Origin of the sequence: Streptomyces sp. NPDC058665, assembly GCF_042714995.1 — a bacterium.
In the GTDB taxonomy this organism is placed as follows: Bacteria; Actinomycetota; Actinomycetes; order Streptomycetales; family Streptomycetaceae; genus Streptomyces.
On sequence record NZ_JBHXRX010000054.1, the window covers coordinates 33,432 to 59,024 of the forward strand.

Annotated in this window: 23 protein-coding genes; 12 read left to right on the forward strand and 11 right to left on the reverse strand. The window is 70.5% G+C overall.

Translation table 11 applies throughout. The annotated features are described in order from the left end of the window. The first annotated feature begins 122 nt into the window (after window positions 1-122). Together recA and recX are read left to right on the forward strand one after the other, a co-directional pair. Window positions 123-1,262 (forward strand): recombinase RecA, encoded by a 1,140-nt coding sequence (recA, locus tag ACFWV8_RS28745; protein WP_329380726.1) that lies wholly within the window; start codon window positions 123-125, stop codon window positions 1,260-1,262. 9 nt (window positions 1,263-1,271) lie between these two features. Continuing rightward, window positions 1,272-1,856 carry a recombination regulator RecX gene (gene recX / locus ACFWV8_RS28750; RefSeq protein WP_384210030.1) on the forward strand — a complete coding sequence of 195 codons (585 nt, stop codon included), beginning with the start codon at window positions 1,272-1,274 and terminating at the stop codon, window positions 1,854-1,856. Between the two features lie 84 nt (window positions 1,857-1,940). Here the strand turns inward: recX and ACFWV8_RS28755 are convergent, their stop codons facing one another. The 8 genes from ACFWV8_RS28755 to ACFWV8_RS28790 all read right to left on the reverse strand — a co-directional run bounded on the left by ACFWV8_RS28755 (window position 1,941) and on the right by ACFWV8_RS28790 (window position 8,407). Further along, a complete protein-coding gene (locus ACFWV8_RS28755) occupies window positions 1,941-2,348 on the reverse strand; it encodes a rhodanese-like domain-containing protein (protein WP_384210035.1) in 408 nt (135 codons plus the stop codon). Beyond that, on the reverse strand, window positions 2,345-2,938 hold the full coding sequence (locus ACFWV8_RS28760) for a cysteine dioxygenase (RefSeq protein WP_384210040.1): 594 nt from the start codon (window positions 2,936-2,938) through the stop codon (window positions 2,345-2,347). Before ACFWV8_RS28760 ends, ACFWV8_RS28755 begins: the two co-directional genes overlap by 4 nt. Before the next feature lie 75 nt (window positions 2,939-3,013). Continuing rightward, window positions 3,014-3,100: a putative leader peptide gene (locus ACFWV8_RS28765; RefSeq protein ID WP_311605579.1), complete on the reverse strand. Its 87-nt coding sequence runs from the start codon at window positions 3,098-3,100 to the stop codon at window positions 3,014-3,016. A 33-nt stretch (window positions 3,101-3,133) separates the two neighbouring features. Further along, a complete protein-coding gene (locus ACFWV8_RS28770) occupies window positions 3,134-4,843 on the reverse strand; it encodes an FAD-dependent monooxygenase (protein WP_384210043.1) in 1,710 nt (569 codons plus the stop codon). A 196-nt stretch (window positions 4,844-5,039) separates the two neighbouring features. Further along, the gene (locus ACFWV8_RS28775) at window positions 5,040-5,975 is read right to left on the reverse strand and encodes an amino acid ABC transporter permease (RefSeq protein WP_384210046.1); all 936 of its coding nucleotides are present in this window, start codon (window positions 5,973-5,975) and stop codon (window positions 5,040-5,042) included. Beyond that, window positions 5,972-6,640 carry an amino acid ABC transporter permease gene (locus ACFWV8_RS28780; RefSeq protein ID WP_384210125.1) on the reverse strand — a complete coding sequence of 223 codons (669 nt, stop codon included), beginning with the start codon at window positions 6,638-6,640 and terminating at the stop codon, window positions 5,972-5,974. The genes ACFWV8_RS28775 and ACFWV8_RS28780 overlap by 4 nt, the downstream gene beginning before the upstream one ends. A 97-nt stretch (window positions 6,641-6,737) precedes the next feature. Continuing rightward, a complete protein-coding gene (locus ACFWV8_RS28785; protein WP_384210049.1) occupies window positions 6,738-7,580 on the reverse strand; it encodes a glutamate ABC transporter substrate-binding protein in 843 nt (280 codons plus the stop codon). Between the two features lie 38 nt (window positions 7,581-7,618). Beyond that, on the reverse strand, window positions 7,619-8,407 hold the full coding sequence (locus ACFWV8_RS28790; RefSeq protein WP_384210052.1) for an amino acid ABC transporter ATP-binding protein: 789 nt from the start codon (window positions 8,405-8,407) through the stop codon (window positions 7,619-7,621). A 251-nt stretch (window positions 8,408-8,658) separates the two neighbouring features. Here ACFWV8_RS28790 and ACFWV8_RS28795 point away from each other — a divergent pair, with 251 nt between their 5' ends. Both ACFWV8_RS28795 and ACFWV8_RS28800 read left to right on the forward strand, forming a co-directional pair. After that, entirely contained in the window at window positions 8,659-9,372 is a 714-nt protein-coding gene (locus tag ACFWV8_RS28795; RefSeq protein WP_384210055.1) for a response regulator transcription factor, read from the forward strand. A 6-nt stretch (window positions 9,373-9,378) separates the two neighbouring features. Continuing rightward, window positions 9,379-10,806 (forward strand): ATP-binding protein, encoded by a 1,428-nt coding sequence (locus ACFWV8_RS28800; protein ID WP_384210058.1) that lies wholly within the window; start codon window positions 9,379-9,381, stop codon window positions 10,804-10,806. A gap of 57 nt (window positions 10,807-10,863) precedes the next feature. Here the strand turns inward: ACFWV8_RS28800 and ACFWV8_RS28805 are convergent, their stop codons facing one another. Next, on the reverse strand, window positions 10,864-11,865 hold the full coding sequence (locus ACFWV8_RS28805) for a TAXI family TRAP transporter solute-binding subunit (RefSeq protein ID WP_384210061.1): 1,002 nt from the start codon (window positions 11,863-11,865) through the stop codon (window positions 10,864-10,866). 354 nt (window positions 11,866-12,219) lie between these two features. After that, window positions 12,220-14,109, reverse strand: coding sequence for an ATP-binding cassette domain-containing protein (locus ACFWV8_RS28810; protein ID WP_384210064.1), 1,890 nt, complete (start codon window positions 14,107-14,109; stop codon window positions 12,220-12,222). Between the two features lie 318 nt (window positions 14,110-14,427). On the opposite strand from ACFWV8_RS28810, the gene miaB reads away from it, so the two are divergent. Further along, the gene (gene miaB / locus ACFWV8_RS28815) at window positions 14,428-15,951 is read left to right on the forward strand and encodes a tRNA (N6-isopentenyl adenosine(37)-C2)-methylthiotransferase MiaB (RefSeq protein ID WP_384210067.1); all 1,524 of its coding nucleotides are present in this window, start codon (window positions 14,428-14,430) and stop codon (window positions 15,949-15,951) included. A gap of 90 nt (window positions 15,952-16,041) precedes the next feature. Next, window positions 16,042-16,776 (forward strand): class III extradiol dioxygenase subunit B-like domain-containing protein, encoded by a 735-nt coding sequence (locus tag ACFWV8_RS28820; RefSeq protein WP_384210070.1) that lies wholly within the window; start codon window positions 16,042-16,044, stop codon window positions 16,774-16,776. Between the two features lie 42 nt (window positions 16,777-16,818). Here ACFWV8_RS28820 and ACFWV8_RS28825 read toward each other — a convergent pair whose 3' ends face one another. Beyond that, a complete protein-coding gene (locus ACFWV8_RS28825) occupies window positions 16,819-17,097 on the reverse strand; it encodes an antitoxin (protein WP_384210073.1) in 279 nt (92 codons plus the stop codon). A 278-nt stretch (window positions 17,098-17,375) separates the two neighbouring features. Between ACFWV8_RS28825 and miaA the strand changes: the two genes are divergently transcribed. The 6 genes from miaA to hflX all read left to right on the forward strand — a co-directional run bounded on the left by miaA (window position 17,376) and on the right by hflX (window position 25,530). Next, window positions 17,376-18,314 (forward strand): tRNA (adenosine(37)-N6)-dimethylallyltransferase MiaA, encoded by a 939-nt coding sequence (gene miaA, locus ACFWV8_RS28830; protein WP_384210080.1) that lies wholly within the window; start codon window positions 17,376-17,378, stop codon window positions 18,312-18,314. Between the two features lie 107 nt (window positions 18,315-18,421). Next, a complete protein-coding gene (locus ACFWV8_RS28835; RefSeq protein ID WP_384210128.1) occupies window positions 18,422-18,859 on the forward strand; it encodes a hypothetical protein in 438 nt (145 codons plus the stop codon). Between the two features lie 88 nt (window positions 18,860-18,947). Then, the gene (dapF, locus tag ACFWV8_RS28840) at window positions 18,948-19,883 is read left to right on the forward strand and encodes a diaminopimelate epimerase (protein WP_384210131.1); all 936 of its coding nucleotides are present in this window, start codon (window positions 18,948-18,950) and stop codon (window positions 19,881-19,883) included. A gap of 160 nt (window positions 19,884-20,043) precedes the next feature. Next, window positions 20,044-22,188: a RelA/SpoT family protein gene (locus tag ACFWV8_RS28845; RefSeq protein ID WP_384210084.1), complete on the forward strand. Its 2,145-nt coding sequence runs from the start codon at window positions 20,044-20,046 to the stop codon at window positions 22,186-22,188. Between the two features lie 151 nt (window positions 22,189-22,339). Next, window positions 22,340-23,785 (forward strand): M1 family metallopeptidase, encoded by a 1,446-nt coding sequence (locus tag ACFWV8_RS28850; protein WP_384210089.1) that lies wholly within the window; start codon window positions 22,340-22,342, stop codon window positions 23,783-23,785. 248 nt (window positions 23,786-24,033) lie between these two features. Beyond that, window positions 24,034-25,530, forward strand: coding sequence for a GTPase HflX (hflX, locus tag ACFWV8_RS28855; protein WP_384210096.1), 1,497 nt, complete (start codon window positions 24,034-24,036; stop codon window positions 25,528-25,530). Window positions 25,531-25,593: the final 63 nt, after the last annotated feature.

Sequence of the window (25,593 nt, forward strand, 5' to 3'; positions counted from 1 at the left end):
GGCCGGGGTTCCGGGAGACGGGAGTTATCCACAGGCCGGGAGGACGTCGAGGCCCATTGTCAGTGGCAGGGGATAGCGTCTTCGATGTGAAGCGATCGACACAAGCAAATCGGGTGGAACCCATGGCAGGATCCGACCGCGAGAAGGCGCTGGACGCCGCTCTCGCCCAAATTGAACGGCAATTCGGCAAGGGCGCGGTGATGCGCCTCGGCGAGCGGCCGAACGAGCCCATCGAGGTCATCCCCACCGGGTCGACCGCACTCGACGTCGCGCTCGGAGTCGGCGGCATCCCGCGTGGCCGCGTGGTGGAGGTGTACGGGCCGGAGTCCTCCGGCAAGACGACACTGACGCTGCACGCGGTGGCGAACGCCCAGCGGGCGGGCGGCACGGTGGCCTTCGTGGACGCGGAGCACGCCCTCGACCCGGAGTACGCGAAGAAGCTCGGCGTCGATATCGACAGTCTGCTGCTGTCCCAGCCGGACAACGGTGAACAGGCCCTGGAGATCGTGGACATGCTGGTCCGCTCCGGGGCGCTCGATCTCATCGTCATCGACTCCGTCGCGGCCCTGGTGCCGCGCGCGGAGATCGAGGGCGAGATGGGCGACTCGCACGTGGGTCTTCAGGCGCGGCTGATGAGCCAGGCGCTCCGGAAGATCACCAGTGCGCTCAACCAGTCCAAGACCACGGCCATCTTCATCAACCAGCTCCGCGAGAAGATCGGCGTGATGTTCGGCTCGCCGGAGACCACGACCGGTGGCCGGGCGCTCAAGTTCTACGCCTCGGTGCGGCTCGACATCCGTCGTATCGAGACGCTGAAGGACGGCACCGACGCCGTCGGCAACCGCACCCGCGTCAAGGTCGTCAAGAACAAGGTCGCGCCGCCCTTCAAGCAGGCCGAGTTCGACATCCTCTACGGCCAGGGGATCAGCCGCGAGGGCGGTCTGATCGACATGGGCGTGGAGGAGGGCTTCGTCCGCAAGGCCGGCGCCTGGTACACGTACGAGGGCGACCAGCTGGGCCAGGGCAAGGAGAACGCCCGCAACTTCCTCAAGGACAACCCCGATCTCGCCGACGAGATCGAGAAGAAGATCCTGGAGAAGCTGGGTGTCGGCGTCAAGCCGGAGGAGCCCGGGGCCGAGCCCGGAGCGGACGCGGCCGGTGGCTCAGCCGCCGCCGGAGCCCCAGCAGGCGCCCCGGCCAAGACGGTGCCCGCTCCCGCCACCAAGGCCAAGTCGGCCAAGGCGGCGGCGGCAAAGAGCTAGTTCGGCGTCGTGCCTTACGCGAAGAGGCGGCGAACTGAACAGCCGGGCGGCAGCCCCGACTCGTCGAGGGCCGAGAAGGAGCTGCCGCCCCAGGATCCGGCGGAGCGGGCGCGGGGGATCTGTCTACGCCTGCTCACCGGGACCCCTCGCACCCGCAAGCAGTTGGCGGACGCGCTGGAGAAGCGCGACATCCCCACGGATGTCGCGGCGGAGGTCCTCTCCCGCTTCGAGGACGTGGGACTGATCAACGACGCGGCGTTCGCCGACGCGTGGGTGGAGTCCCGGCACCACGGCCGGGGCCTGGCCCGGCGCGCCCTGGCGCGTGAACTGCGCACCAAGGGGGTGGACTCCGATCTGATCGACGAGGCGGTGGGGCAGCTCGACTCCGATCAGGAGGAGGCGACCGCACGGGAGCTGGTCGCCCGCAGACTCCGCTCCACCCGCGGTATGGAGCGGGACAGGAGGGTACGCAGGCTCGCGGGCATGCTGGCCCGCAAGGGATACCCGCAGGGCCTGGCCATGCGGGTGGTCAAGCAGGCACTGGAGGCGGAGGGCGAGGACACGGAGGGACTGGACGAGGAGAGCGTCTACTGAGGCCCGCGGGAGCACGGGGTGGCCGAACGGACGAGGAAAGAAGCCCGGCCCGGGAACGGCCGCGCTCGGTGCCGGCCGACCGGCTCAGCGCGAGACCGGGAGGCCTTCGGCCTTCCACGCCTGGAAGCCGCCGACGAGGTCCGTCGCGCGGTGCAGTCCCAACTGGCGCAGTGAGACCGCCGCGAGACTGGACGCGTAGCCCTCGTTGCAGATCACCACGACGCGCAGATCGTGGCTCGTGGACTGCGCCGCCCGGTGGCTGCCCTGCGGGTCGAGGCGCCATTCCAGCTCGTTGCGTTCCACGACCAGCGCACCGGGGATCAGCCCGTCGCGTTCCCGCAGCTCCGCGTACCGTATGTCGACCAGCAGCGCACCGTCCTCGGCGGCGGCGAAGGCTTCGCGCGGTTCGACCCGGTCGAGTCCCTCGCGGACGCGGTCGAGCAGTTCGTCGATCCCCACCGGCGCCGGGCGCTCGCCCGGCCCGCCGCTCACTGCCACTCCTGCGGACGCTCGACCTGCTCAAGCCGGAGTACAGCGCCGGTGCGGCTGTAGCGGCGCATCAGCGGCAGCGGCGGATAGTAGGCGTGCACCGAAACGGCGTGCACCGAGTCCGACTCGTTGCGCACCTCGTGCACATGGTGACTGCCGAACGCCCTGGCGTCGCCCTTCGCCAACTTCCGCGCCCGGTCGACCCCTTCGGCCAGCTCCAGCGTCTTCCAGCCCTCCGTCGGCAGCCGGGCGGCCAGTGAGTCCTCCTGGAGCGCTCCTCCCGCCGTGGCGAAGGCGCCGTACGAGCCACCGTGGTCGTGCCAGCCGGTCCCCGTGCCGGGCGGCCAGCCGATGATCCACGCCTCGCTGCCGGCGGGGCCGTCCAGACGGATCCAGGTACGGCCCTCGGGGTCGAGGGGGAGGGTGGAGACAAGCTCGGCGTCGGCCGCCGTACGCCGGACGAAGGCCAGCAGTTCGGCCTGCGTGGGAGCGGCCGAGTCCGTGGGCGCCGGAGCGGGGGAAGCAACAGCCCCGGGAGCGGCGGCGGTTGACGCCGGGCCAGCGGACGCGGGGGTGTCGAGAGAGGGAGACATGAGGACCGTCCTGGAAGTTCGCTGAGAGGCGCCGTCATGTACCGACACGACGAGCGCTACGAGAGGGGGGCGAATTCAGCAGGACGGACGACACACGCAGCCCGCGTAGCGGACCAGGTCCATATGGACCCTCCGCCACAGGCGCACATCGGTGTCAGTCACGTTCCGGAGTACACCATGTGATCACTCCGACGGTCAATTGATGTTCGCGGTACGGTCGGTACGCCCGGAGCGGTCCTTCGCCGGCGAGGGCTCGGGTCCACCCCCACGTGCGGCGTCCGCCGCCGCGTACAGCTCGTCGGGACGTACGCCGCCGAAGGCCGCGACCAGATGCCCGTCGGGCCGTACGAGCAGCACCGAGTGCGCGGACGCCCCCGGATAGCTCTCGGTGACCAGCAGCTCGGCCGGTGCCGGCAGCGCCGACACGGCCTCGGCGAGCCGCGGCATCACGCCCGCGGTCAGCCAGTGCCGCCGGTCCCACACGCCCGTCCCCGGCGCGACCAGCACCACCAGCATGCTGCCCCTGCCGAGCCTGTCCCGCAGCCGCACCGTCATGCCGTCGGGCGCCGTCACGAGCACGTCGTCGACGGGCGCCCCCGTCCGGGTGTCGACCGTCGTGTGCGCCTCGGTGTACGGAGGCGCGAGGGGGGAGTGCGGGTACGCGGGGGGCGCGCCCAGCGGCCCGTGCCCCAGGTGCCCGTCGGCGAGCAGGGCGTCATGGCCGCGCGAGCTGCCCAGATACGTACGCAGCCCTCCGCCGCCGCGAAGTATCGTCAGCGACTGGTCCGCCGCGCGCAGGCGGGCGGCGACCGCGGTCCTGCGTTCCGCCTGGTAGCTGTCCAGCAGCGTCTCCGACGCCCCGTGGTGCCAGGCGTGCGCCAGCTTCCAGCCCAGGTTCTCGGCGTCCCGCAGCCCCTCGTCGAGGCCCTGCGTGCCCAGCGCGCCCAGCAGATGCGCGGCGTCACCCGCGAGGAAGGCCCTCCCGACGCGCCAGCGCCGCGCGAGCCGGTGGTGCAGCGTGTACACGCCGGTGTCGAGCAGGTCGTACGGCGGCGTCTCGCCGGACCACCCGGCCAGGGTGTCCCGTACCCGCGTCACCAGTGCCTCCGGCGTGACCAGCTCGCCCCGGGCCGGCAGCAGCCAGTCCAGCCGCCACACACCGTCGGCGAGCGGCCTGGCGGACACCTCCTGGCCGCCGCCCCGCCACGGCGGCTGACGGTGCAGCACGGCCTCGCCGGGCCAGGGCAGTTCGACACGGAGCGAGGCGACCGCGTGCCGCTCCACCGCCGTACGGCCCGGGAAACGCACACCCAGCAGCTTGCGGACGGTCGACCTGGCGCCGTCGCACCCCACCACATGGCTTCCCCGCCACCAGGTCGCCCCGGGACCGCGCGTGTGCACCGTGACGCCCCGTGCGTCCTGCTCCAGCGAGTCGAGCCGGCTGTTCGTCACCATCCGTACGTGCTCGTGGCGCGTCACGGCGTCCCTGAGACCGCGCGTGAGGGCGTGCTGCGGGAGGTGTAACGGTGAGGGGAAGACCGCCTCGGCGCGTTCCCCGTCACCGACGGTGCCCGCACCGGAGCCGCCCGGACCGGCCCCCGCACCACCGGCCCCGCTCGCGCCACCCATCTCGTCCGGATCACCGAGCGGCAGCTGCCGCATCTGCTGCTTGCGCCGCAACTGGCGCCAACCGACCCACCAGGCACCTTCGTCACGGAGCGTGGAGCAGCCCAGCCGTGCCATCAGAGCGGCCGTGTCGGGCCGCAGCACCGCCGTACGGGCCGGCCGCGGATCGTCTTTGCCCGCCCCCTCGTCCAGCACGACGACGGGAACGCCCTGGGTGGCGAGGCACAGCGAGAGCGCGAGCCCCACGGGGCCCGCGCCGACGACGATCACCGGGTCCACGGCGCGACCCCTCCGGCCCGTACGGTCAGGTGGCGATTGGCGGTTGGAACCCGGAGAGCGATCACAGAACGTATGCAACCTACTGCGGGTGCTTGCGTCAAGTGACGGAGGCAGCGACGCCGCGCGCCGCTGCCTCCGCCCAGTCCACAGGCCCCGTTTCCGGGACCGTCAGCCCCGTTCCCGGGGCCTTCGAAGGCTACGGAACCGCGGCACCCCCGCCGCCCCCGCCGTCCGTCTTGCGGACGTCCGCGAGGCTTTCCGGCGTACCCGTGGCGGTCAGGTCCTGCATCGCCTCGCCGGTCAGCACCGCACCGGTGCTCCTCTTGGCCCGGCGCAGCCGCTTCTCCAGCCAGGACGCGAACGTCGTGAGCAGGAGGTTCAGCACGATGAAGATCACCGCGACGACGATGAAACTCGGGATGACGTTCGAGTAGTTCGCGGCGAGCGTCTTCCGGGCGTTGAGCAGCTCGGTGAAGCTGAGCAGCGCGCCGCCGAGCGCGGTGTCCTTCACGATCACGACGAGCTGGCTCACGAGCGCGGGCAGCATCGCGGTCACCGACTGCGGCAGCAGGATGCTCCGCATCGTCTGGCCCTTGCGCAGACCGATCGCCTTGGCGGCCTCCGTCTGCCCCCTGGGCAGCGACAGGATGCCCGCGCGGACGACCTCCGCCAGCACGGACGCGTTGTACAGCACGAGGCCGGTGACGACCGCGTACAGCGGACGCATCTCCGTACTGATGTCGGTGGACGTCGCGTAGAACTGGTTCGCGAACACCATGAGGATCAGCACGGGGATCGCGCGGAAGAACTCGACGACCACACCGGCCGGAACCCTGACCCACCGGTGGTCCGAGAGCCGCGCTATACCGAAGAGGGCTCCGAGCGGCAGCGCGATGACCAGAGCGAGCGCCGCGGCCTTGACGGTGTTGACGAGACCCGGCAGCAGATATGTCGTCCATGCCTGGGACTCGGTGAAGGGGCGCCACTTCGCCCACTCCAGCTGCCCCTTGTCGTCCATGGCGGAGTAGATCCACCACACGCCGAGGGCGAGGACCACCAGGAACAGCGTCGTGTAGACGATGTTGCGCCGCTTGGCGCCGGGACCCGGCGCGTCGTACAGAACGGAAGTCATCGCTTCACCGCCACTCGCTTGGCGACCCAGCCGAGGATGAGACCGGTCGGCAGGGTCAGGACCACGAACCCGAAGGCGAAGATCGCCGAGATGAGGATGAGTTGCGACTCGTTCTCGATCATCTCCTTCATCAGGAGGGCCGCTTCGGCCACGCCGATGGCCGCGGCCACGGTCGTGTTCTTCGTCAGGGCGATCAGCACGTTCGTAAGGGGCCCGATGACGGAGCGGAACGCCTGGGGAAGGACTATGAGCGACAGGACCTGGGTGAAGTTCAGCCCGATGGCCCGCGCGGCCTCCGCCTGCCCGACGGGCACCGTGTTGATGCCGGACCGGATCGCCTCACAGACGAACGCGGCCGTATAGACGGTTAGTCCGAGAACGGCCAGCCGGAAACTCAGCGCGTCGAAGTCGTCCGCCGCCCCCAGCGTGATGCCGAAGGTGTCGGCGAGACCGAGGGAGGAGAAGACGATGATGACGGTGAGCGGAATATTCCGGACGACGTTGACGTACACCGTGCCGAATCCGCGCATCAACGGAACCGGGCTCACCCGCATCGCGGCAAGTACGGTGCCCAGGATGAGGGAGCCGATTCCGGAGAGGACGGCGAGCTGCACCGTTACCCAGAACGCCCCGAGCAGGTCGTAACCTTCAAGAAAGTCGAACACGATCTCCCGCGCTCTCGCGTTTGTTGATGGCATGGCGCGCCACCCTCAGGGGGCGGCGCGCCACATCTGCGCCGTACGAGCTGACGGCCGTGCCGATTCAGCTGACGATGTTGCCGATCTTCGGGGCGGGCTCGTTCTTGTACTCGGCCGGACCGAAGTTGTCCGTCACGGCCTTGTCCCAGGCCTTGTCGGTGACCATCTTCTCGAGGGCGGCGTTGATGTCGTCGACCATCTTGGTGTCGCCCTTCTTGACACCGATGCCGTAGTTCTCGTTGCTCAGGCTGAGACCCGCGAGCTTGAACTTGCCCTTGTTCTGGTCCTGCGAGGCATAACCGGCGAGGATCGAGTCGTCCGTGGTCAGCGCGTCGACGGCGCCGCTGGCGAGCGCGTCGATGCACTCCGAGTACGTGCCGTACTCCTTGAGCTGCGCCTTGGGAGCCAGCTCGTCACTCACGTTCTGCGCCGAGGTGGAGCCGGCGACGGAACAGAGCTTCTTGCCGTTCAGGTCCGCGCCCTTGGCGATGTTGTCGTCGGCGCGGATCAACAGGTCCTGGTGGGCCAGGAGATACGGCCCGGCGAAGTCGACCTTCGCCTTGCGCTCGTCGGTGATCGAGTAGGAAGCCGCGATGAAGTCGACGTCGCCGCGCTCAAGGGCGGTCTCACGGTCGGCGCTCGGGGTTTCCTTCCACGTGATGTCCTTCTCGGCGTAACCGAGTTCCTTCGCCACGTACGTCGCGACGTCGACATCGAAGCCGGTGTAGGAGCCGTCCGGCGTCTTCAGACCGATACCGGGCTGGTCGAACTTGATACCGACGGTGATCTTCTTGCCACCACCCTCGCCCTCACTCGACGAGTCGCTGTCGTCGGAACCGCAGGCGGTCGCGGTCAGGGAAAGGGCCAGTACGGCGGCGGCAGCAGCGCTTGCTTTACGGAGATTCATGGTCAACATCCTTCGTTGTCTCGAAAGTTACGGGCAGCTCAGTGGTGCAGGATCTTCGACAGAAAATCCTTGGCCCGGTCGCTGCGAGGGCTGGTGAAGAACTGCTCCGGCGTCGCCTCTTCGACGATCTGGCCGTCCGCCATGAAGACGACCCGATTCGCGGCGGACCGGGCGAAGCCCATCTCGTGGGTGACTACGACCATGGTCATGCCGTCACGTGCGAGCTGCTGCATGACTTCGAGCACCTCGTTGATCATTTCCGGGTCGAGCGCCGAGGTCGGCTCGTCGAAGAGCATGACCTTGGGTTCCATGGCCAGCGCGCGGGCGATCGCGACGCGCTGCTGCTGACCACCGGAGAGCTGCGCGGGGTACTTGTCCGCCTGGTTGGCCACACCGACGCGGTCCAGCAGGGTCCGTGCGAACTCGTCCGCGGCCCGCTTGTCCTTCTTGCGGACCTTGATCTGCCCCAGAGTGACGTTCTCCAGGACGGTCTTGTGCGCGAAGAGGTTGAAGGACTGGAAGACCATGCCGACGTCGGCGCGCAGTCGGGCCAGCTCCTTGCCTTCGGCGGGCAGCGGCTTCCCGTCGAGCGAAATGCTGCCGGAGTCGATCGGCTCCAGACGGTTGATGGCGCGGCACAGTGTGGACTTGCCGGACCCCGAGGGCCCGATCACGACGACTACCTCGCCACGGGCGATGGTCAGGTCGATGTCCTGGAGCACATGCAGCGCGCCGAAGTGCTTGTTGACGTTGCTCAGCACGACCAGGTCGCCCGACGCCGGCCGCCCGGCGTCCTCGGTTTCCTTGGTTACTGAAACTCCGCTCATCGGCTTCTTGCTCCGTCCTCCTCGGTTGGGAGGACCTTAGTCACGCACTGCGACCAGCGTCATTACATCTGAGGGGAAATTGAGCATAACGATCCGGCCGCAACCGGACACACCGTGTGAAGCTGGCCGGTTCGGAGTACCGGGTGGGTAACGGAAACTGTCCCTTAACAGGAAGTGGCTTGACTGGTGCGGCAGCCATGGGCGTGGATGCCCTGGTACGTACTGTGACGGCCACACCACGGAGGAGGGCCATGAGGCTGCTGCTCGTCGAGGACGACGATCATGTCGCGGCGGCCCTCGCCGCGGTACTGGCGAGGCACGGCTTCGATGTCACGCACGCGCGCAGCGGCGAAGAGGCCCTCCAGGCACTGCTCCCGGTGACCGACGGGACGAAGTCTCCTTACGGAGTCGTACTCCTCGACCTCGGACTGCCCGACCAGGACGGTTACGCGGTCTGCGGCAAGATCCGCAAGCTCTGCTCGACCCCGGTGATCATGGTGACGGCGCGTGCCGATGTCCGCTCCCGTATCCACGGGTTGAACCTCGGCGCGGACGACTACGTCACCAAGCCGTACGACACAGGGGAGTTGCTGGCCCGAATCCACGCCGTGAGCCGGCGCAGCGTCGGCGGCGAGGAGGCCGGGACGGGCGGCGGGGACTCGCTGCGCCTCGGGCCCGTCGGCATCGAACTGTCCACGCGGCGCGTCACCGTGGACGGCGCCCCGATCCAGCTGACCCGTAAGGAGTTCGACCTGCTCGCGCTCCTCGCGCAGCGTCCCGGCGTCGTCTTCCGGCGGGAGCAGATCATCAGCGAGGTGTGGCGCACCAGCTGGGAGGGGACCGGCCGCACCCTCGAAGTGCATGTGGCGTCCCTGCGCTCCAAGCTCCGGATGCCGGCACTGATCGAGACCGTGCGCGGCGTCGGCTACCGCCTCGTCGCCCCCGCCGCTCATCAAGGACCGTAGGACCCGGTGAGTACCCGACTTCTCCCCCTGCTGATCGTCCTCATGGCGGGCGTGCTCCTCGCGCTCGGCTTCCCGCTCGCGGTGAGTCTCGCGTCGGCGCAGCAGCAGGACGTCGTCGTCGACCGGATCGACGACACGGCGCGCGTCGCGGCCCTCGCCCAGTTCGTCAGCGAGGGCGAGGTGGGGGCCGCGGGCTCCGGCGCGGCCACCGGGTCCGACGAGCGCGGCACGATGCTGGAGGAGGAGCTCAGGCGTTACTTCGAGGTGTACGGCATCCGGGCGGGCGTCTTCTTCCGCGACGGAGAGGCCATGGCGCGGGCCCCTGAGGGGTGGACGGTGCCCCGGGCGGGCGAAGGCCGCATGGCCTTCCAGGAGGCCCTCCTGGGGCGCCGCAGCGACGATCCACCGCAGGTCTGGCCCTGGCAGCGGCACGGCCGGCTCATAGTCGCCTCGCCGGTCGTGCGGGACGGGGACGTCGTCGCCGTGGTGGTGACCGATTCGCCCACCGGGCAGATGCGGTCGCGGATCCTCGGAGGCTGGACGTACATCGCCGCCGGCGAGGCCGCCGCCATGCTGCTCGCCGTGGGGGCTGCGTTCCGGCTGACGGGCTGGGTGCTGCGGCCGGTACGTGTCCTGGACGCCGCCACGCACGACATCGCCACGGGGCGGATGAAATCCCGCGTCGCCGCCGCCGGTGGCCCGCCCGAACTGCGCAGGCTCGCCCACTCCTTCAACGAGATGGCCGACAACGTCGAGGATGTCCTCGAACAGCAGCGTGCCTTCGTCGCCGACGCCTCCCACCAGTTGCGCAACCCGCTCGCCGCGCTGCTGCTGCGGATCGAGCTGCTCGCTCTCGAACTGCCCGCCGGGAACGAGGAGATAGCCTCCGTCCGTACGGAGGGCAAGCGGCTCGGGCAGGTTCTCGACGACCTGCTGGACCTGGCGCTCGCCGAACACGCCCCGGCCGATCTGCGGCTCACCGACGTGGGGGCGCTGGCGTCCGAACGCGTCGCGGCGTGGCGGGCGTACGCGGAGGAGAAGGGTGTACGGCTGACGGAGAGCACCGGTCCCCTCACAGGCTGGGCTGACCCGGTCGCGCTCTCCAGCGCGCTCGACGCGGTCGTGGACAACGCCCTGAAGTTCACGCCGGAGGGCGGCGACGTGGACGTACGGGTGGCACGCGCCGGCACCGACCGCACCACCATCACCGTCACCGACGGCGGGCCGGGGCTGTCGGACGACGAGATGGACCGGATCGGCGACCGCTTCTGGCGCAGCAACCGGCACCAGAACGTCAAGGGGTCGGGGCTCGGGCTGTCGATCTCGCGGGCGCTGCTCGCGGCGGGCGGCGGGACGATCGCGTACGAGCACGCGGAGCCGCGCGGGCTGCGGGTGACGCTGACGGTGCCGAGGTCGTCACCGGGGTCTTCCTGAGGCCCGGGGCGGGCCCGCGAAGCTCGTTGGGGGAGGCTTCTCGGCGCTCGCCCCCGGCTACGGCTTGACCGACCGGTAGTAGCGCAGCGCGCCGTCGTGCAGTCGCAGCGGGTCGGTGTAGATCGCCGTCCGCAGATCCACGAGTTGGGCGGGGTGGACCTTCTTGCCGATCCGGTCCCGGCTCCTGATCACGGTGCGGGTGAAGCCCTCGGTCAGCTCGGCGTCGATCCGGTCCGTGGTGACCAGCAGATTCGCCACTGCCACGGTCGGCACCGCCGTACCGTCCTGCGCCTTCTTGTACGCGTCGGCCGGCATCATCGCCGAGCGGTAGTAGCGGGTGTCCACCGGAGCCGTGTCGTGCAGCTTGTCGACGAGGGCGTCGTCGAGGGGCACCAGCGTGATGTCGAAACGCTCCGACAGTTGCTGTACGGCGGCGGTGGGCAGCCCGCCCGACCAGAAGAAGGCGTCGAGTTCGTCCGACTCCAGGAGGCTGGGCATGGTGTCGATGCCCGCCGAGACCGGCGTGACGTCCTTCTTGGGATGCAGCCCGGCGGCGGCCAGCAGACGGTCGGCGATCAGCCGTACGCCCGAGCCCTCCTGGCCGACGCCGACCCGCTTGCCGCGCAGATCCTGGGCGGACTCGATGCCCGAGCTCTTCGCCGCGATCAGCTGTACGTAGTCGTCGTAGAGCCGTGCGCAACCGCGCAGCCGGTCGGCGCCGGGCGCGTTGTCCCGCCGGTACTTCGCCACCGCGTCGGCCGTGGCGATGGTGAAGTCGGCCTTCCCGGTGGCCACACGTGAGATGTTCTCCTGCGAGCCCTCGCTGGTCAGCAGCCCTATGGACACGTTGGGCAGATCCTTGGCGAGATCCTCCTTGAGGAGGTACCCGTAGCGTTCGTAGACGCCGCTGGTCACACCCGTACTGAACTTGACGGAGCCGCTCGGTGTCTTCTCCCCGAGCGGCACGAGCCACCACGCCAGCAGCCCGGCCACCACCAGCGCGGCCACGCCTCCTACGAAGGCGCTGCGCCGGCTCATACGGGGCGGAAGCGGGAACATGCGGCGATCCTGCCAGCTCACTCGCCGTAAAGGCCAGGCCTGATGTTCCGGCTTGATTACGGCTCGCCGAGGAACCGCCGAGGAACCGACGGGGGACCTGTGGGGAACCGGCGAGGGAGCGGCCGGGATGAGCGATTCCTGGCCACTCGCTCGCCGGTCGGGGCAGCCCCGCGACGAATGGACTGCGCCCCGGTCCACGTCCCTTCGCAGAGCCGAGGACCGGGTTGACCAGCGCCTCAGACCTCCCCAGGCCCGGCGCCGGGCGCAGCCCAGGGCCGCTACCCATGACTTCGGCGGTCAAACCAACCCGGGCCCGGCTGACTTGATCACATCGATGTGTGTCAGGTCGGCCGGTCAGCGGTCCTGGGACAGCGCGAGGAGTTCCGCGAAGGTGCCGCCCGCGTGGACCAGGTCGTCGTAACAGCCCTGTTCGGTGATGCGGCCCCCGTCCATCACCACGATGTGATCGGCGACCTTCGTGTTCTCCAGCCGGTGCGTCACCACGATGGTGATGCGGTCAGCGGCGATCGCCTTGATCTCCTCGAAGATCTGGTGTTCGCCGCGCGGATCCATCTGTGAGGTGGGCTCGTCCAGGATCAGCAGCGACGGCCGCCGGTACAGCGCCCTGGAACAGGCCAGGCGCTGCCACTGCCCGCCGGACAGCTCCGCCCCGCCGAACACCTCCTTCGCGAGGAGGGTGTCGAGACCGTTCGGCAGCTCCTCGACGGCGCCCCGCATACCGACCGAGTCGACCGCCTCCCACACCGGCCCGTCGTCGAAGGTCCGGGGCTGACCCAGCGTCACGTTCTCGCGGACCCGCAGCGGCCACTGCGCGAAGATCTGCGGCACCAGCCCGGTGCACCGCCACACGGTGGCCCTGTCCACGGAGGCGAGGTCCGAGCCGTTCCACAGCACCCGGCCTTTGTCGGCCAGATAGATCCCGGTGATCAGACGGGTCAGGGTCGACTTGCCGGAGCCGTTCACGCCGACGATCGCCAGGATCTCCCCGCGCCGCATGGTCAAGGAGAGCGCGTCCACGGCCGGCTTCTCCTTGCCGGGGTACTGATAGCTGACCTCCTCCAGCCGGATCTCGTCCACCGGAGTGCTCACAGGCAGCCCGCCGTGCTTCGGCGCCCGCTTCCCGGCGTCGTCGAGGAACGCCTGCATGTCGCTCAGGTAGAGGCTCGTGTGGAACACGGCCGCGCCGTTGACGATCACCTGTGACAGGGCCGCCAGCGTGGTCTGTACGGCGACGACGGCGGTGGCCGCGACGGCGAGCGCGACCCGGCCCGTACTCGCCAGCCAGGCGAGGGCGGCCCACGTGGCGACCAGGAAGACCCCGCCGACGAGAGAGGAAAGCAGCGCGATGCGCAGGGTTCGCGGGGCGGCGGCGAGCGTGCGGCGGTCGACCCGTTCGGAGAGGGAGCGGTACCAGAACAGCAGATAGCCCGTCATGCCGTTGGCGCGGACCTCGTCGCCGTACTTCGGCGTCGTCGACCACCACCGCATCATGCCGCGCACGTTGCGGTCGGCGACGTTCGCGTAGTGGATCTCGTAGTCGACGCGGGCGGTGAGCACCGCCCCGACACCCGCCGGGAGCACCGCGAGGAGCAGCAGCGGCAGCATCAGTACGTTCAGCAGCGACAGCACAGCGGTGGCGGTGACCATCCTTACGAGGGCCGACATGAACCGCTGGGCGTCGGTGACCATCACATGCGTACGCGCCACCCCCATCTCCGCGGCCTCCTGGCGGTCGGCGAAGCCGTCCACCGCGTACGCCGCCGCCTCGACGCGGCAGACCGCCTCCACCAGGGCGGTGTCCGTGGCGGTCGTCAGCTTGGGCGTGAGGCGCCGAGACGCGTACATGGCCACGGAGGACGCACCACGGGTCAACGCCGTCGCGGTGCCCACCACGAGCAGGGCCGGCAGTGCCTGCTCCAGCCGGTCGACGACGGCGCCACCGCCGAGGATCGGGCGCATGGCACTGGCCGTGGCGGTCAGCAGGACCGCCGCGGCGGCACCCGTCACCAGCTGACAGGCCAGGAGCAGCGCGACGGCCCGTCGGTCCATGGCCCAGGACATCGCGGCGATGCGCCGCAGGACGGAGGGGAGCTGGGCGCACAGCTTTCGGAAGGAGACCGCGCCGAGCGGATTCACGGAGTACTCACCCGAGTACACGATCTCGGCGGGAGGTGGCGGCGGAGGTGTCACGGATCGCTTGTACCGGCTGTCTGTCGAGGTCAACTGGTCTCCCCCTGCGTGTGTGGCGTACGTCCCGGTGTCAGCCGGCCGATGTCGCAGGGATCAACGACGGCGCCGCCATATCGAACACACGTGTTTGAGACGGAGCGGATTCCGTACGGGGCGCGGCCGGCGCGGGGTGCGCGACTCGTCCGCCCTTGGGACGCGCGGACGGGCCCTGGCCCGGCGCTGTCCGAAACGCCGAGGGCGATACGGGAGTGACGGACGGGATTCGCCGGGCTCAGGGCTCCGCCGGGCCCTGTGCGGCTCGAAGGGACTCCTCTGGCGGGGCCACCTCGGGCACCCCCTTACCCTTGACGGGTGACCAACAGCAGTGACCGGGCCGGAGCAGTGGACGAAGTGGGCGTCGAGCGGACGTACGAGGTACGCACCTACGGGTGTCAGATGAACGTCCACGATTCCGAGCGATTGTCCGGTCTGCTGGAGGACGCGGGCTATGTCCGGGCCCCCGAGGGCGCCGACGGCGACGCCGACGTCGTCGTCTTCAACACCTGCGCGGTCCGCGAGAACGCCGACAACAAGCTGTACGGAAATCTCGGCCGGCTCGCCCCGATGAAGACCCGCCGCCCCGGCATGCAGATCGCCGTCGGCGGCTGCCTGGCCCAGAAGGACCGCGACACCATCGTCAAGAAGGCGCCCTGGGTCGACGTCGTCTTCGGTACGCACAACATCGGCAAGCTCCCCGTACTGCTGGAGCGCGCCCGCGTACAGGAAGAGGCGCAGGTCGAGATCGCCGAGTCGCTGGAGGCGTTCCCCTCCACGCTGCCGACGCGCCGTGAGTCCGCCTACGCCGCGTGGGTCTCCATCTCCGTGGGCTGCAACAACACCTGCACCTTCTGCATCGTCCCGGCGCTGCGTGGCAAGGAGAAGGACCGCCGCCCCGGCGACGTACTCGCCGAGGTCGAGGCGCTCGTCGCGGAAGGCGTCTCGGAGATCACACTGCTGGGCCAGAACGTCAACGCGTACGGCTCCGACATCGGCGACCGCGAGGCATTCTCCAAGCTCCTGCGGGCCTGCGGAAAGATCGAGGGCCTGGAGCGCGTCCGCTTCACCTCGCCCCACCCGCGCGACTTCACCGACGACGTCATCGCCGCGATGGCCGAGACGCCCAACGTCATGCCGCAGCTGCACATGCCCCTCCAGTCCGGCTCGGACACCGTCCTGAAGGCGATGCGCCGCTCGTACCGCCAGGAGCGATTCCTCGGAATCATCGGCAAGGTCCGCGCGGCCATCCCGCACGCCGCCATCTCCACCGACATCATCGTCGGCTTCCCCGGCGAGACGGAGGAGGACTTCGAGCAGACGCTGCACACAGTTCGCGAGGCGCGGTTCGCGAACGCCTTCACCTTCCAGTACTCCAAGCGCCCCGGAACACCCGCCGCCGACATGGAAGGGCAGATTCCCAAGGAGGTCGTCCAGGAGCGCTATCTGCGCCTCGTCGCTCTCCAGGAGGAGATCTCCTGGGACGAGAACAAGACACAGGTCGGCCGCACGCTCGATGTCATGGTCGCCGAAGGCGAAGGGCGCAAGGACGGTGCCACCCACCGACTCTCCGGCCGCGCGCCCGACAACCGGCTGGTCCACTTCACCGCGCCCGGCGACGAGGTGCGGCCCGGCGACGTGGTGACCGTCGACATCACCTACGCCGCACCGCACCATCTGCTCGCCGAGGGACCCACGACGCGGATACGGCGCACCCGCGCGGGCGACGCCTGGGAGAGGCGCAACGCGGCCCCGCCCGAGCCCGCAGGTGTGCTGCTCGGCCTCCCGTCGATCGGCGTCCCGCCGCCGCTGCCCGCGCCGACGGGCGGCTGCTCGGCGTAGTGACGCGCCGCCCCGTCAGCCTGCCCGGCGCCCAGGTCCTGTCCGGGCCGACCCGACAAGATCGCCCTGACAGGACCTAGTCTGCGCAGCATGCTCGTATCCGCGGCCGTGTGCCCCTGTCCGCCCCTGCTCGTCCCCGCCGTCGCCGCAGGTGCCGCGGCGGAACTCGACGCCGCGCGGGACGCGTGCGCCGACGCTCTCGGTGTGCTCGCCGCCTCCCGGCCCGACCGGCTGATCGTCGCGGGACCGGCGCCGGGGCCCCAGGACGCGCGGCCGTACCCGGAGGGCGCGTACGGCTCCTTCCGGGGCTACGGGGTCGATGTCGGCGTGAGCCTCGACGGAACAGCCGCGGGGCCCGGAGACGGCCGCGACGCCCCGGGTGACGAGCTGCCCACCTCGCTGGCCGTCGCCGCCTGGCTCCTCGCACAGGTCGCCTGGTCCGCCTCCCCGATCCAAGGTCTCGGCGTCCGGGAACCGCTCGACGCCGAGACGTGCGTCAGAACCGGCAGGAGCATCGCGACGGACGGCGAACGGGTGGCACTGCTGGTGATGGGCGACGCCAGCGCGTGCCGCACGCTCAAGGCCCCCGGCTACCTCGACGGGCGCGCCGCCGCGTTCGACGCCGAGGTCGCACGCGCGCTCGCCACGGCGGACGTCGCGGCGCTCGCGCGCCTCGACGAGACGCTCGCGAGCGACCTGAAGGCGGCCGGCCGGTCCTGCTGGCAGCTGCTCGCGGGCGCCGCCGAGGGGGCAGACCTGACCGGCGCGCTTCTTTACGAGGACGCCCCGTACGGCGTGGGATACCTGGTGGCGGCCTGGTCCTAGGTCAGGGCCTCGCCGGGTCAGCCGTCGCGCGGGCGCCCCGCCTCAGGAGGCCGCAGGTGGCTCCGGGGGAGGGGAGGAGGGCGGGTTGCCGGTCTTGTCCGTGTCGTCGCCGTCCTTGTGGGAGAGGCGCTCCAGAGCGTTCTTGGCCTTGCCCGTCCCGGACTCGATCCTGTCGCTGTACTTGCCCTTGGTCTTCTGGTCGACCGTTTTCGCGGCCTTGTCCAGGCCCTCTCCGATCTTTCCCCCGTGCTGCTGCGCGAGGTCGGAGACTTTGTCCTTGGCCGGGGAGAGCTTGGCCTTCAGAGAGTCACGGAAGCTCATGGGTCACCTTCCCTCTGGCCCCGGTGGGGGCGATCGGCTCCGTGCCGCTACTACTCGGGGGTGCCTTCGCCGGCGCCGTTGCGCCAACCCTGAACAGCCTCCTACGAAGCCGTTCAAAGACACCCATATCCACCACATATGCTACTCGTGCGGGCGAAACTCCGCGCCGCCCGGGAGCGTCCTCTCGCGCCGCCCCACGGCAGCCGGCAACGGCCTCGGCGAGGAGCCGGCGAACAACTCGTTCGGGATCCTGCCACCGGGTTTGCGAGACTGGGGCGGTGAGAACTGCAGCGAGCGCACCGCGGGTCATCGCCGTCGTCGGCCCCACGGCGGCCGGTAAGTCCGACCTGGGCGTCCATCTCGCCCGGCAACTCGACGGCGAGGTCGTCAACGCCGACTCCATGCAGCTCTACCGGGGGATGGACATCGGAACCGCCAAGCTCGCGCCCGAGGAGCGCCGCGGCGTCCCTCATCAACTCCTCGACATCTGGGATGTGACGGAGGCGGCCAACGTCGCCGAGTACCAGCGGCTGGCCAGGATCGAGATCGACCGGCTGCTCGCCGAAGGCCGTACCCCCGTCCTCGTCGGCGGCTCCGGTCTCTACGTACGGGGCGCCATCGACGCCCTCGACTTCCCCGGCACCGACCCCGAGGTGCGCGCCCGGCTGGAGGACGAATTGAGGCTGCGCGGTTCCGGCGCCCTGCACGCCCGCCTCGCCGCGGCCGACCCGCCGGCCGGCCGCGCGATCCTCCCCAGCAACGGGCGCCGCATCGTCCGCGCACTGGAGGTGTTCGAGATCACGGGAAAGCCGTTCACCGCCAATCTGCCGGGTCATGACGCCGTGTACGAGACGGTGCAGATCGGTGTCGACGTGGAGCGCCCCGAACTCGACGAACGCATCGCGCTGCGCGTGGACCGTATGTGGGAGGCCGGCCTCGTGGACGAGGTCCGCGAGTTGGAGGCGCGCGGTCTGCGCGAGGGGCGTACGGCCTCGCGTGCGCTCGGCTATCAGCAGGTGCTCTCGGCCCTCGCCGGGGACCGCACCGAGGACGAGGCGCGCGCCGAGACCGTACGCGCCACGAAGCGCTTCGCGCGCCGCCAGGACTCGTGGTTCCGGCGCGACCCGCGCGTGCACTGGCTGAGCGGCGCGGCCACCGACCGGGAGGAACTCCCGCACCTCGCGCTGAGGTTGGTCGAACGAGCGGTCACAGCCTGATCACGTGATGGCATCGGGACGCTCAGGCCGTCAATCCGGTGCCCGGGGCCGTGCCATCATCGAGCATCGATCGACCAGTGGAGTCCGAGTTGGGAGGGCGCGTGGCGATGGAGGCCGGCCCTCGCAACACGGATCAGGGGACGCAGGACCCTCAGGACGAAGCTCCGCGGCTGAGTCCTGACGGACCCGACGAAGACGCGGTGACTCCCGAGGTGGAGGTCGAGCTGCGGCCGCAGCGACGCCTGCGGATCTGGCAGCTCGCGCCCATCGTGATGCTCGCCGCCGTCGGCTCGCTGATGTTCGCGTTCCCCCTCGCCTTCGGAACGGGCGACGGCGGCGCCGTCGTCGCCATGCTGGGCCTGCTGATCAGCTGCTGCGCCGCGGGCTGGGGCATGATGGCCGCGCGCCGCGTGGGCCACGCCTGGCCCGGTCTGCCGGCCCGCGGGTCGGGCGAGCGCCCGGACTGGCGGGTGCTCGCGCTGTACGTGGCGGGGGGCGCCGCTCTCGTGGCGCTGGCCGTCTGGCGCGTCGCCCGCCTCCGCTGACCGGGCCGGGACCGGACCCGCGCCCGCAGCGGCCCGCGCCCCGCACCCGACCGCCTCCGCGTTCGCGCTGTCGGTCCCACCTCGTACGATTGACCTCGTGAGCACCTACCGCCCCGCCGCGCAGTCGTCACCGATCCCGTTCCTCAAGGGCCACGGGACCGAGAACGACTTCGTGATCATTCCCGACCCGGACAACGCCCTCGCCCTGTCCGCCTCCGCCGTCGCGAAGCTCTGCGACCGCCGGGCCGGTATCGGTGGCGACGGGCTGCTGCACGTCGTCAGGTCCGCCGCGCACCGCGACGCCCGGTCCATGGCCGACCGCGCCGAGTGGTTCATGGACTACCGCAACGCGGACGGATCCGTCGCCGAGATGTGCGGCAACGGGCTCCGGGTCTTCGCGCGGTATCTCCGCCGCGCCGGCCTGGTGGACGCGGGCGACCTCGCGGTGGCCACGCGTGCCGGCGTGAAGCGGGTGCACATCGCCAAGGACTCCGAGGCCGGCGGCGGGACGGCGGCGCCGGGAGCGATCACGAGCCACATGGGACGCGCCCTTCTTACCGAAGACGACGTCACCGTCGTTGTGGGGGAGCGCGGTTGGCCCGCGCGCAACGTCAACATGGGCAACCCGCACGCCGTCGCCTTCGTCGACGATCTGGACCACGCGGGGACCCTGTTCACCGCACCGTCGGTCACTCCCGAATCGGTCTATCCGGATGGTGTGAACGTCGAGTTCGTCGTCGGTCGCGGCCCGCGCCACGTCGCCATGCGCGTCCACGAGCGCGGCTCCGGCGAGACACGGTCCTGCGGTACGGGCGCGTGCGCCGTCGCCGTCGCGGCGGCCCGCAGGGACGGTGTCGATCCCGCGGTGACCGGAGAGCCCGTCACATACACGGTCGACGTGCCCGGCGGACGGCTCGTCATCACCGAACGTCCCGACGGCGAGATCGAGATGACCGGCCCGGCCGTCATCGTCGCCGAGGGCCTGCTCGACGCCGAGTGGGCGCAGCGAGCCGACACGCTCTGAACTCCTCCGAACTCCCCCGCAAGTTCGCTCGAATGGGTGATCCGTTTCACGCCGGGGGAGAGGTGGACCGAGGCACGTGCTGGGGTCGGTAGCATCAAGCACCGGCCGGGAGAGCGCTCCTGTCCCTCCCACCGCCGGTCGAAGATGCCGGAGGTGCCCCATGAGCCCGGAGGCGAACAGCCCTGGTGCCCGGAGCCGCAGGCGCGGCCGTACGAGTATCGACCTGCGCCGGCTCGGCAAGGCCGCGCTGCTGGGGCCCGCGGCCAGGGACCGGCTGCCGGACGCGATCGGCCATGTCGCCGAGGCCCACCGCGCGCACCATCCTGACGCCGACCCGCTCGTGCTGGGCAAGGCGTACGTACTGGCCGAGATGTCGCACCGCGGACAGTTCCGCAAGAGCGGCGAGCCGTACATCACGCATCCGCTCGCCGTCACCCTGATCCTCGCCGAACTCGGCGCCGAGACCACGACGTTGACGGCCTCTCTCCTCCACGACACCGTCGAGGACACGGATGTGACGCTCGATCAGGTGCGCGCGGAGTTCGGCGACGAGGTCTGCTATCTGGTCGACGGTGTGACGAAGCTGGAGAAGGTGGACTACGGCGCCGCCGCCGAGCCCGAGACCTTCCGCAAGATGCTGGTCGCCACCGGCAACGACGTCCGGGTGATGTCGATCAAACTGGCCGACCGGCTGCACAACATGCGCACCCTCGGTGTGATGCGGCGCGAGAAGCAGGTCCGGATCGCCAAGGTCACCCACGACGTCCTCATCCCGCTCGCCGAACGGCTCGGTGTTCAGGCGCTCAAGACGGAGCTGGAGGATCTGGTCTTCGCGATCCTCCAGCCGGAGGAGTACGAGCGCACCCGCGCCGTCATCGCCGACAACGCTGCCACGGCGCCGAGCCTGGACACCATCGCCGTGGACGTGCGCAGGACGCTCCGGGAGGCCGACATCACGGCCGAAGTCGTCATCAGGCCGCGGCACTTCGTCTCCGTGCACCGCGCCCGCCTGAAACGCGGCGAGATGCGCGGCACGGACTTCGGACGCCTGCTCGTCCTGGTTGGGGAGGACGCCGACTGCTACGCCGTACTGGGGGAGTTGCACACCTGCTTCACCCCGGTGATCTCCGAGTTCAAGGACTTCATCGCCGCCCCCAAGTACAACCTGTACCAGTCGCTGCACACGGCGGTCGCGGGCCCCGACGGGGCGGTCGTCGAAGTCCTCATCCGTACGCACCAGATGCACAAGGTCGCCGAGGCGGGGGTCGTCGCGCTGGGCAACCCGTACGCGCCCGTGGACGGGGCCGAGCCGGCCGACGGCGAACGCGCCGACCCGACCAGGCCCGGCTGGCTGTCCCGCCTCCTGGAGTGGCAGGAGTCGGCCACGGACCCGGACACGTTCTGGACGACCCTGCGCGCCGACCTCGCGCAGGACCGCGAGATCACCGTCTTCCTCGCCGACGGCGGGATGCTGGGGCTGCCCGCGGGCGCGACGTGTGTGGACGCGGCGTACGCGCAGCACGGCGACGGCGCGCACGGTTGCATCGGGGCGCGCGTCAACGGCCGTCTGGCGACGCTGAGTACGGTCCTGGTGGACGGCGACACGGTGCAACTGCTGCTGGCCGACGGCCCCGTCCAGACGACGGCAGAGGGCCGTACGGGACCGGGGGTCGGCCGGTCGCGGGAGACCGCGCAGGAGGGCGCTCCCGGGCCCTCTCCCGAGTGGCTGGACCACGCCCGTACCCCTGCCGCGCGGATCGCGATCGCCGGCTGGCTCGCCGCGAACCCGGAGAGCCTGAAGGTGCCGGAGTCCGAGCCCCGCGCGCCAGGCGCCGTCACCGCGGGACGACGCGGCGTCGCCAATGTGGTCGTCGACGCGCCCGAAGCGACCGTGCGGCTCGCGGGCTGCTGCACGCCCGTGCCGCCCGACGCCGTCACCGGCTTCACGGTGCGCGGCGGGGCCGTCACGGTGCACCGTACGGAGTGTTCCGCCGTCGGCAGGATGACCGCGCTCGGCCGCGCGCCGGTCGCGGTGAGCTGGGGCGACGAGGCGGAGTGCCGGGTCACGCTGTACGCGGAGTCCTTCGGCCGGCCCCGGCTGCTCGCCGATCTGACCGAGGCCATCGCCACGGCGGGCGCGGCGATCGTGTCGGCCAACGTGGAGCCCCCCAGCGAGCAGCGCGTACGGCACACGTACACGCTTCAGCTGCCCGACGCGGCGGGGCTGCCCGGCCTGATGCGCGCGATGCGGGACGTGCCGGGTGTCTTCGACGTACGCCGCGCGCAGCACGAGCCCGCCTCCTGAAGGAGGCTTCGAGGCGTCGATCCCGACAGGCGCGTCGGCCGGAACAGATGCGTCGGAACGGCGCCCCGCGCCCCCGCCCCGTCCGCCTCTTTCGGGTGGGCGCGAAGCGCGCCGCCCTCGTACGCCCCCGGCGCGCTGGTAGCGGTGGTTCATGCTGCTCACCTCCCGTCGGCTGCGCGCCGCCCTGCTGGTCACCGCGTCGGCCACCCTCGTCGCCGCGACGCTGCCCGCCTCCGCCCCAGGACCGCTCGGTATCGGCGATCCGCTCTTCCCGCACCTGGGCAACCCCGGATACGACGTACTCACCTACAACATCGCCTTCACCTACCGCGGTGACAACACCGAACCGCTCGACGCAGTCACCAAGATCGACGCGCGTACGACCCGGCGTCTGGACCGGATCAACCTCGACTTCACCCACAGCAAGGTCCGCTCCGTCGAGGTCGACGGCGTGCGCGCCTCCTTCGTGAGCGCGGGTGAGGACCTCGTGGTCACGCCGCGCGAGGCCGTCGACGCGGGCTCACCGGTCCGTATCCGCGTCACCCACACCAGCGACCCGAAGGGCGGCAAGGGCGGCTGGCTGCGGACCAAGGACGGCCTCGCGATGGCCAACCAGGCCGACGCCGCGCACCGCGTCTTCCCGGGCAACGACCACCCCGCCGACAAGGCCGCCTTCACCTTCCGGGTCACCGCGCCCCGCAAGCTGACCGTCGTGGCCAACGGACTGCCGGTGGCGAAGTCCCGCCACGGCGCCACCACCACCTGGACCTACCGCACCCGCCACCCCATGGCCACCGAACTGGCCCAGGTGTCCATCGGCGACTCGGCCGTGGTGCACCGGAAGGGGCCGCACGGCTTGCCCCTGCGAGACGTGGTCCCGAAGGCCGACCGCGCGGAGCTGGAGCCGTGGCTGGCGAAGACGCCGGGGCAGTTGGAGTGGATGGAGCGGCAGGTCGGGCGGTATCCGTTCGAGACGTACGGCGTGCTGATCGCCGGCGCGGAGACCGGCTTCGAGCTGGAGACGCAGACGCTGTCGCTCTTCGAGCGTTCGCTGTTCACCCGGTCCGAGTACCCGGAGTGGTACGTCGACTCGGTCATGGTCCACGAGCTGGCGCACCAGTGGTTCGGCGACAGCGTCTCGCCGCGCCGGTGGTCGGATCTGTGGCTCAGCGAGGGCCACGCGAGCTGGTACGAGGCCCTGTACGCCCACGAGCACGCCGACAAACCGCTGGAGAAGCGGATGCGCGAGGCCTACCGGCAGTCCGACGGCTGGCGCGCGGCGGGCGGCCCGCCCGCAGCCCCGGAGCCGCCTTCGTCCGGCAAGCAGATCAGCCTCTTCCGGCCGGTGGTGTACGACGGCAGCGCGCTGGTGCTCTACGCGCTGCGCCAGGAGATCGGCGCGGGGGAGTTCCGGCGGCTGGAGCGTGACTGGGTGCGCGACCACCGGGACGGGACCGCGAGCACGGCGGACTTCACCCGGCTGGCCTCGGCCGTCGCGGGGCGTGACCTGTCGGACTTCTTCCGGGCGTGGCTGTACGGGAGCAAGACGCCGCCCATGCCCGGCCACCCGAAGTGGAAGAGCGACCCCGCGAAGTAGCGGGGCGGCACGGGCCGGGGAAACGGGCAAGGGGGAACAGGCCGGGAAAACCGGTGGGGAATCCATATGACGGTCCCGGCGGTGGCGTGCCACCATCAAGGTGTCGGCGGCGCCGCCGGGACCGGAACCTCGGAACCCGGACGCCGGGCCAGTGACGTCGGGAATCAATCCGGGCCGTCACGCGTTGTGACCGGTGTGGATGGGCAGTCTGTCCACCACTCGAACATTCTCTTCGACGTAAGGATCCAATGACCTCCTCTTCTTCCCCTTCCCAGGACGAGCAGATCTTCGCGGACCCCCGCACGGAAAGCCTTCGGGCCGATGCCCTGATGGAAGAGGACGTCGCCTGGAGCCAAGAGATCGACGGAGAGCGGGACGGCGACCAGTTCGACCGCTCCGACCGTGCGGCGCTGCGGCGCGTGGCGGGTCTCTCCACCGAGCTCGAAGACGTCACCGAGGTCGAGTACCGGCAGCTGCGTCTGGAGCGCGTGGTGCTCGTCGGCGTCTGGGTCTCGGGGACCGTGCAGGAAGCCGAGAATTCGCTCGCCGAGCTCGCGGCGCTGGCCGAGACGGCCGGCGCGCTCGTGCTGGACGGTGTGATCCAGCGCCGTGACAAGCCCGACCCGGCGACGTACATCGGCTCGGGCAAGGCGCGCGAGCTCTACGACCTGGTGCTGGAGACCGGCGCGGACACGGTCGTCTGCGACGGTGAGCTCAGCCCCGGTCAGCTGATCCATCTGGAAGACGTCGTCAAGGTCAAGGTCGTGGACCGTACGGCTCTGATCCTCGACATCTTCGCCCAGCACGCCAAGTCCCGGGAGGGCAAGGCGCAGGTCGCCCTGGCCCAGATGCAGTACATGCTGCCGAGGCTGCGCGGCTGGGGTCAGTCGCTGTCCCGGCAGATGGGTGGCGGCGGCGGTGGCGGCATGGCCACCCGTGGTCCCGGTGAGACCAAGATCGAGACGGACCGGCGCCGGATCCGCGAGAAGATGGCGAAGATGCGCCGGGAGATCGCGGAGATGAAGACCGGCCGGGAGATCAAGCGGCAGGAGCGCAGGCGCCACAGGGTGCCGTCGGTCGCGATCGCCGGGTACACGAACGCGGGAAAGTCCTCGCTGCTCAACCGCCTCACGGGCGCCGGCGTCCTGGTGGAGAACGCGCTGTTCGCCACCCTGGACCCGACCGTGCGCCGGGCCGAGACACCGAGCGGCAGGATCTACACGCTGGCGGACACCGTCGGATTCGTCCGGCATCTGCCGCACCACCTGGTGGAGGCGTTCCGCTCGACCATGGAGGAGGTCGGGGACTCCGATCTGATCCTGCATGTGGTCGACGGGTCGCACCCCGTTCCGGAGGAGCAGCTGGCCGCCGTGCGTGAGGTGATCCGCGACGTGGGCGCTGTGGACGTCCGCGAGATCGTGGTGATCAACAAGGCCGACGCGGCGGACCCGGAGGTCCTCCAGCGGCTGCTGCGGATGGAACGGCACGCGATCGCCGTGTCGGCGCGTTCCGGCGCCGGTATGGCCGAGCTGCTGGCGCTCATCGACACCGAGCTGCCCAGGCCCGAGATCACGGTCGAGGCCCTGGTGCCGTACACGGACGGCGGTCTGGTCTCGCGGGTGCACGCCGAGGGCGAGGTGGTCTCCGAGGAGCACACTCCTGAGGGCACGCTGCTGAAGGCGCAGGTCCACGAGGAACTGGCCGCGGCGCTCGCCGTGTACGTGCCGGTTCCCGCGGTCGGCTGACCACGGCACCACCGCACGCGCACCGGCACCTGGTTACGGCGGAAGGCCCGCCCTCTCCCGCGG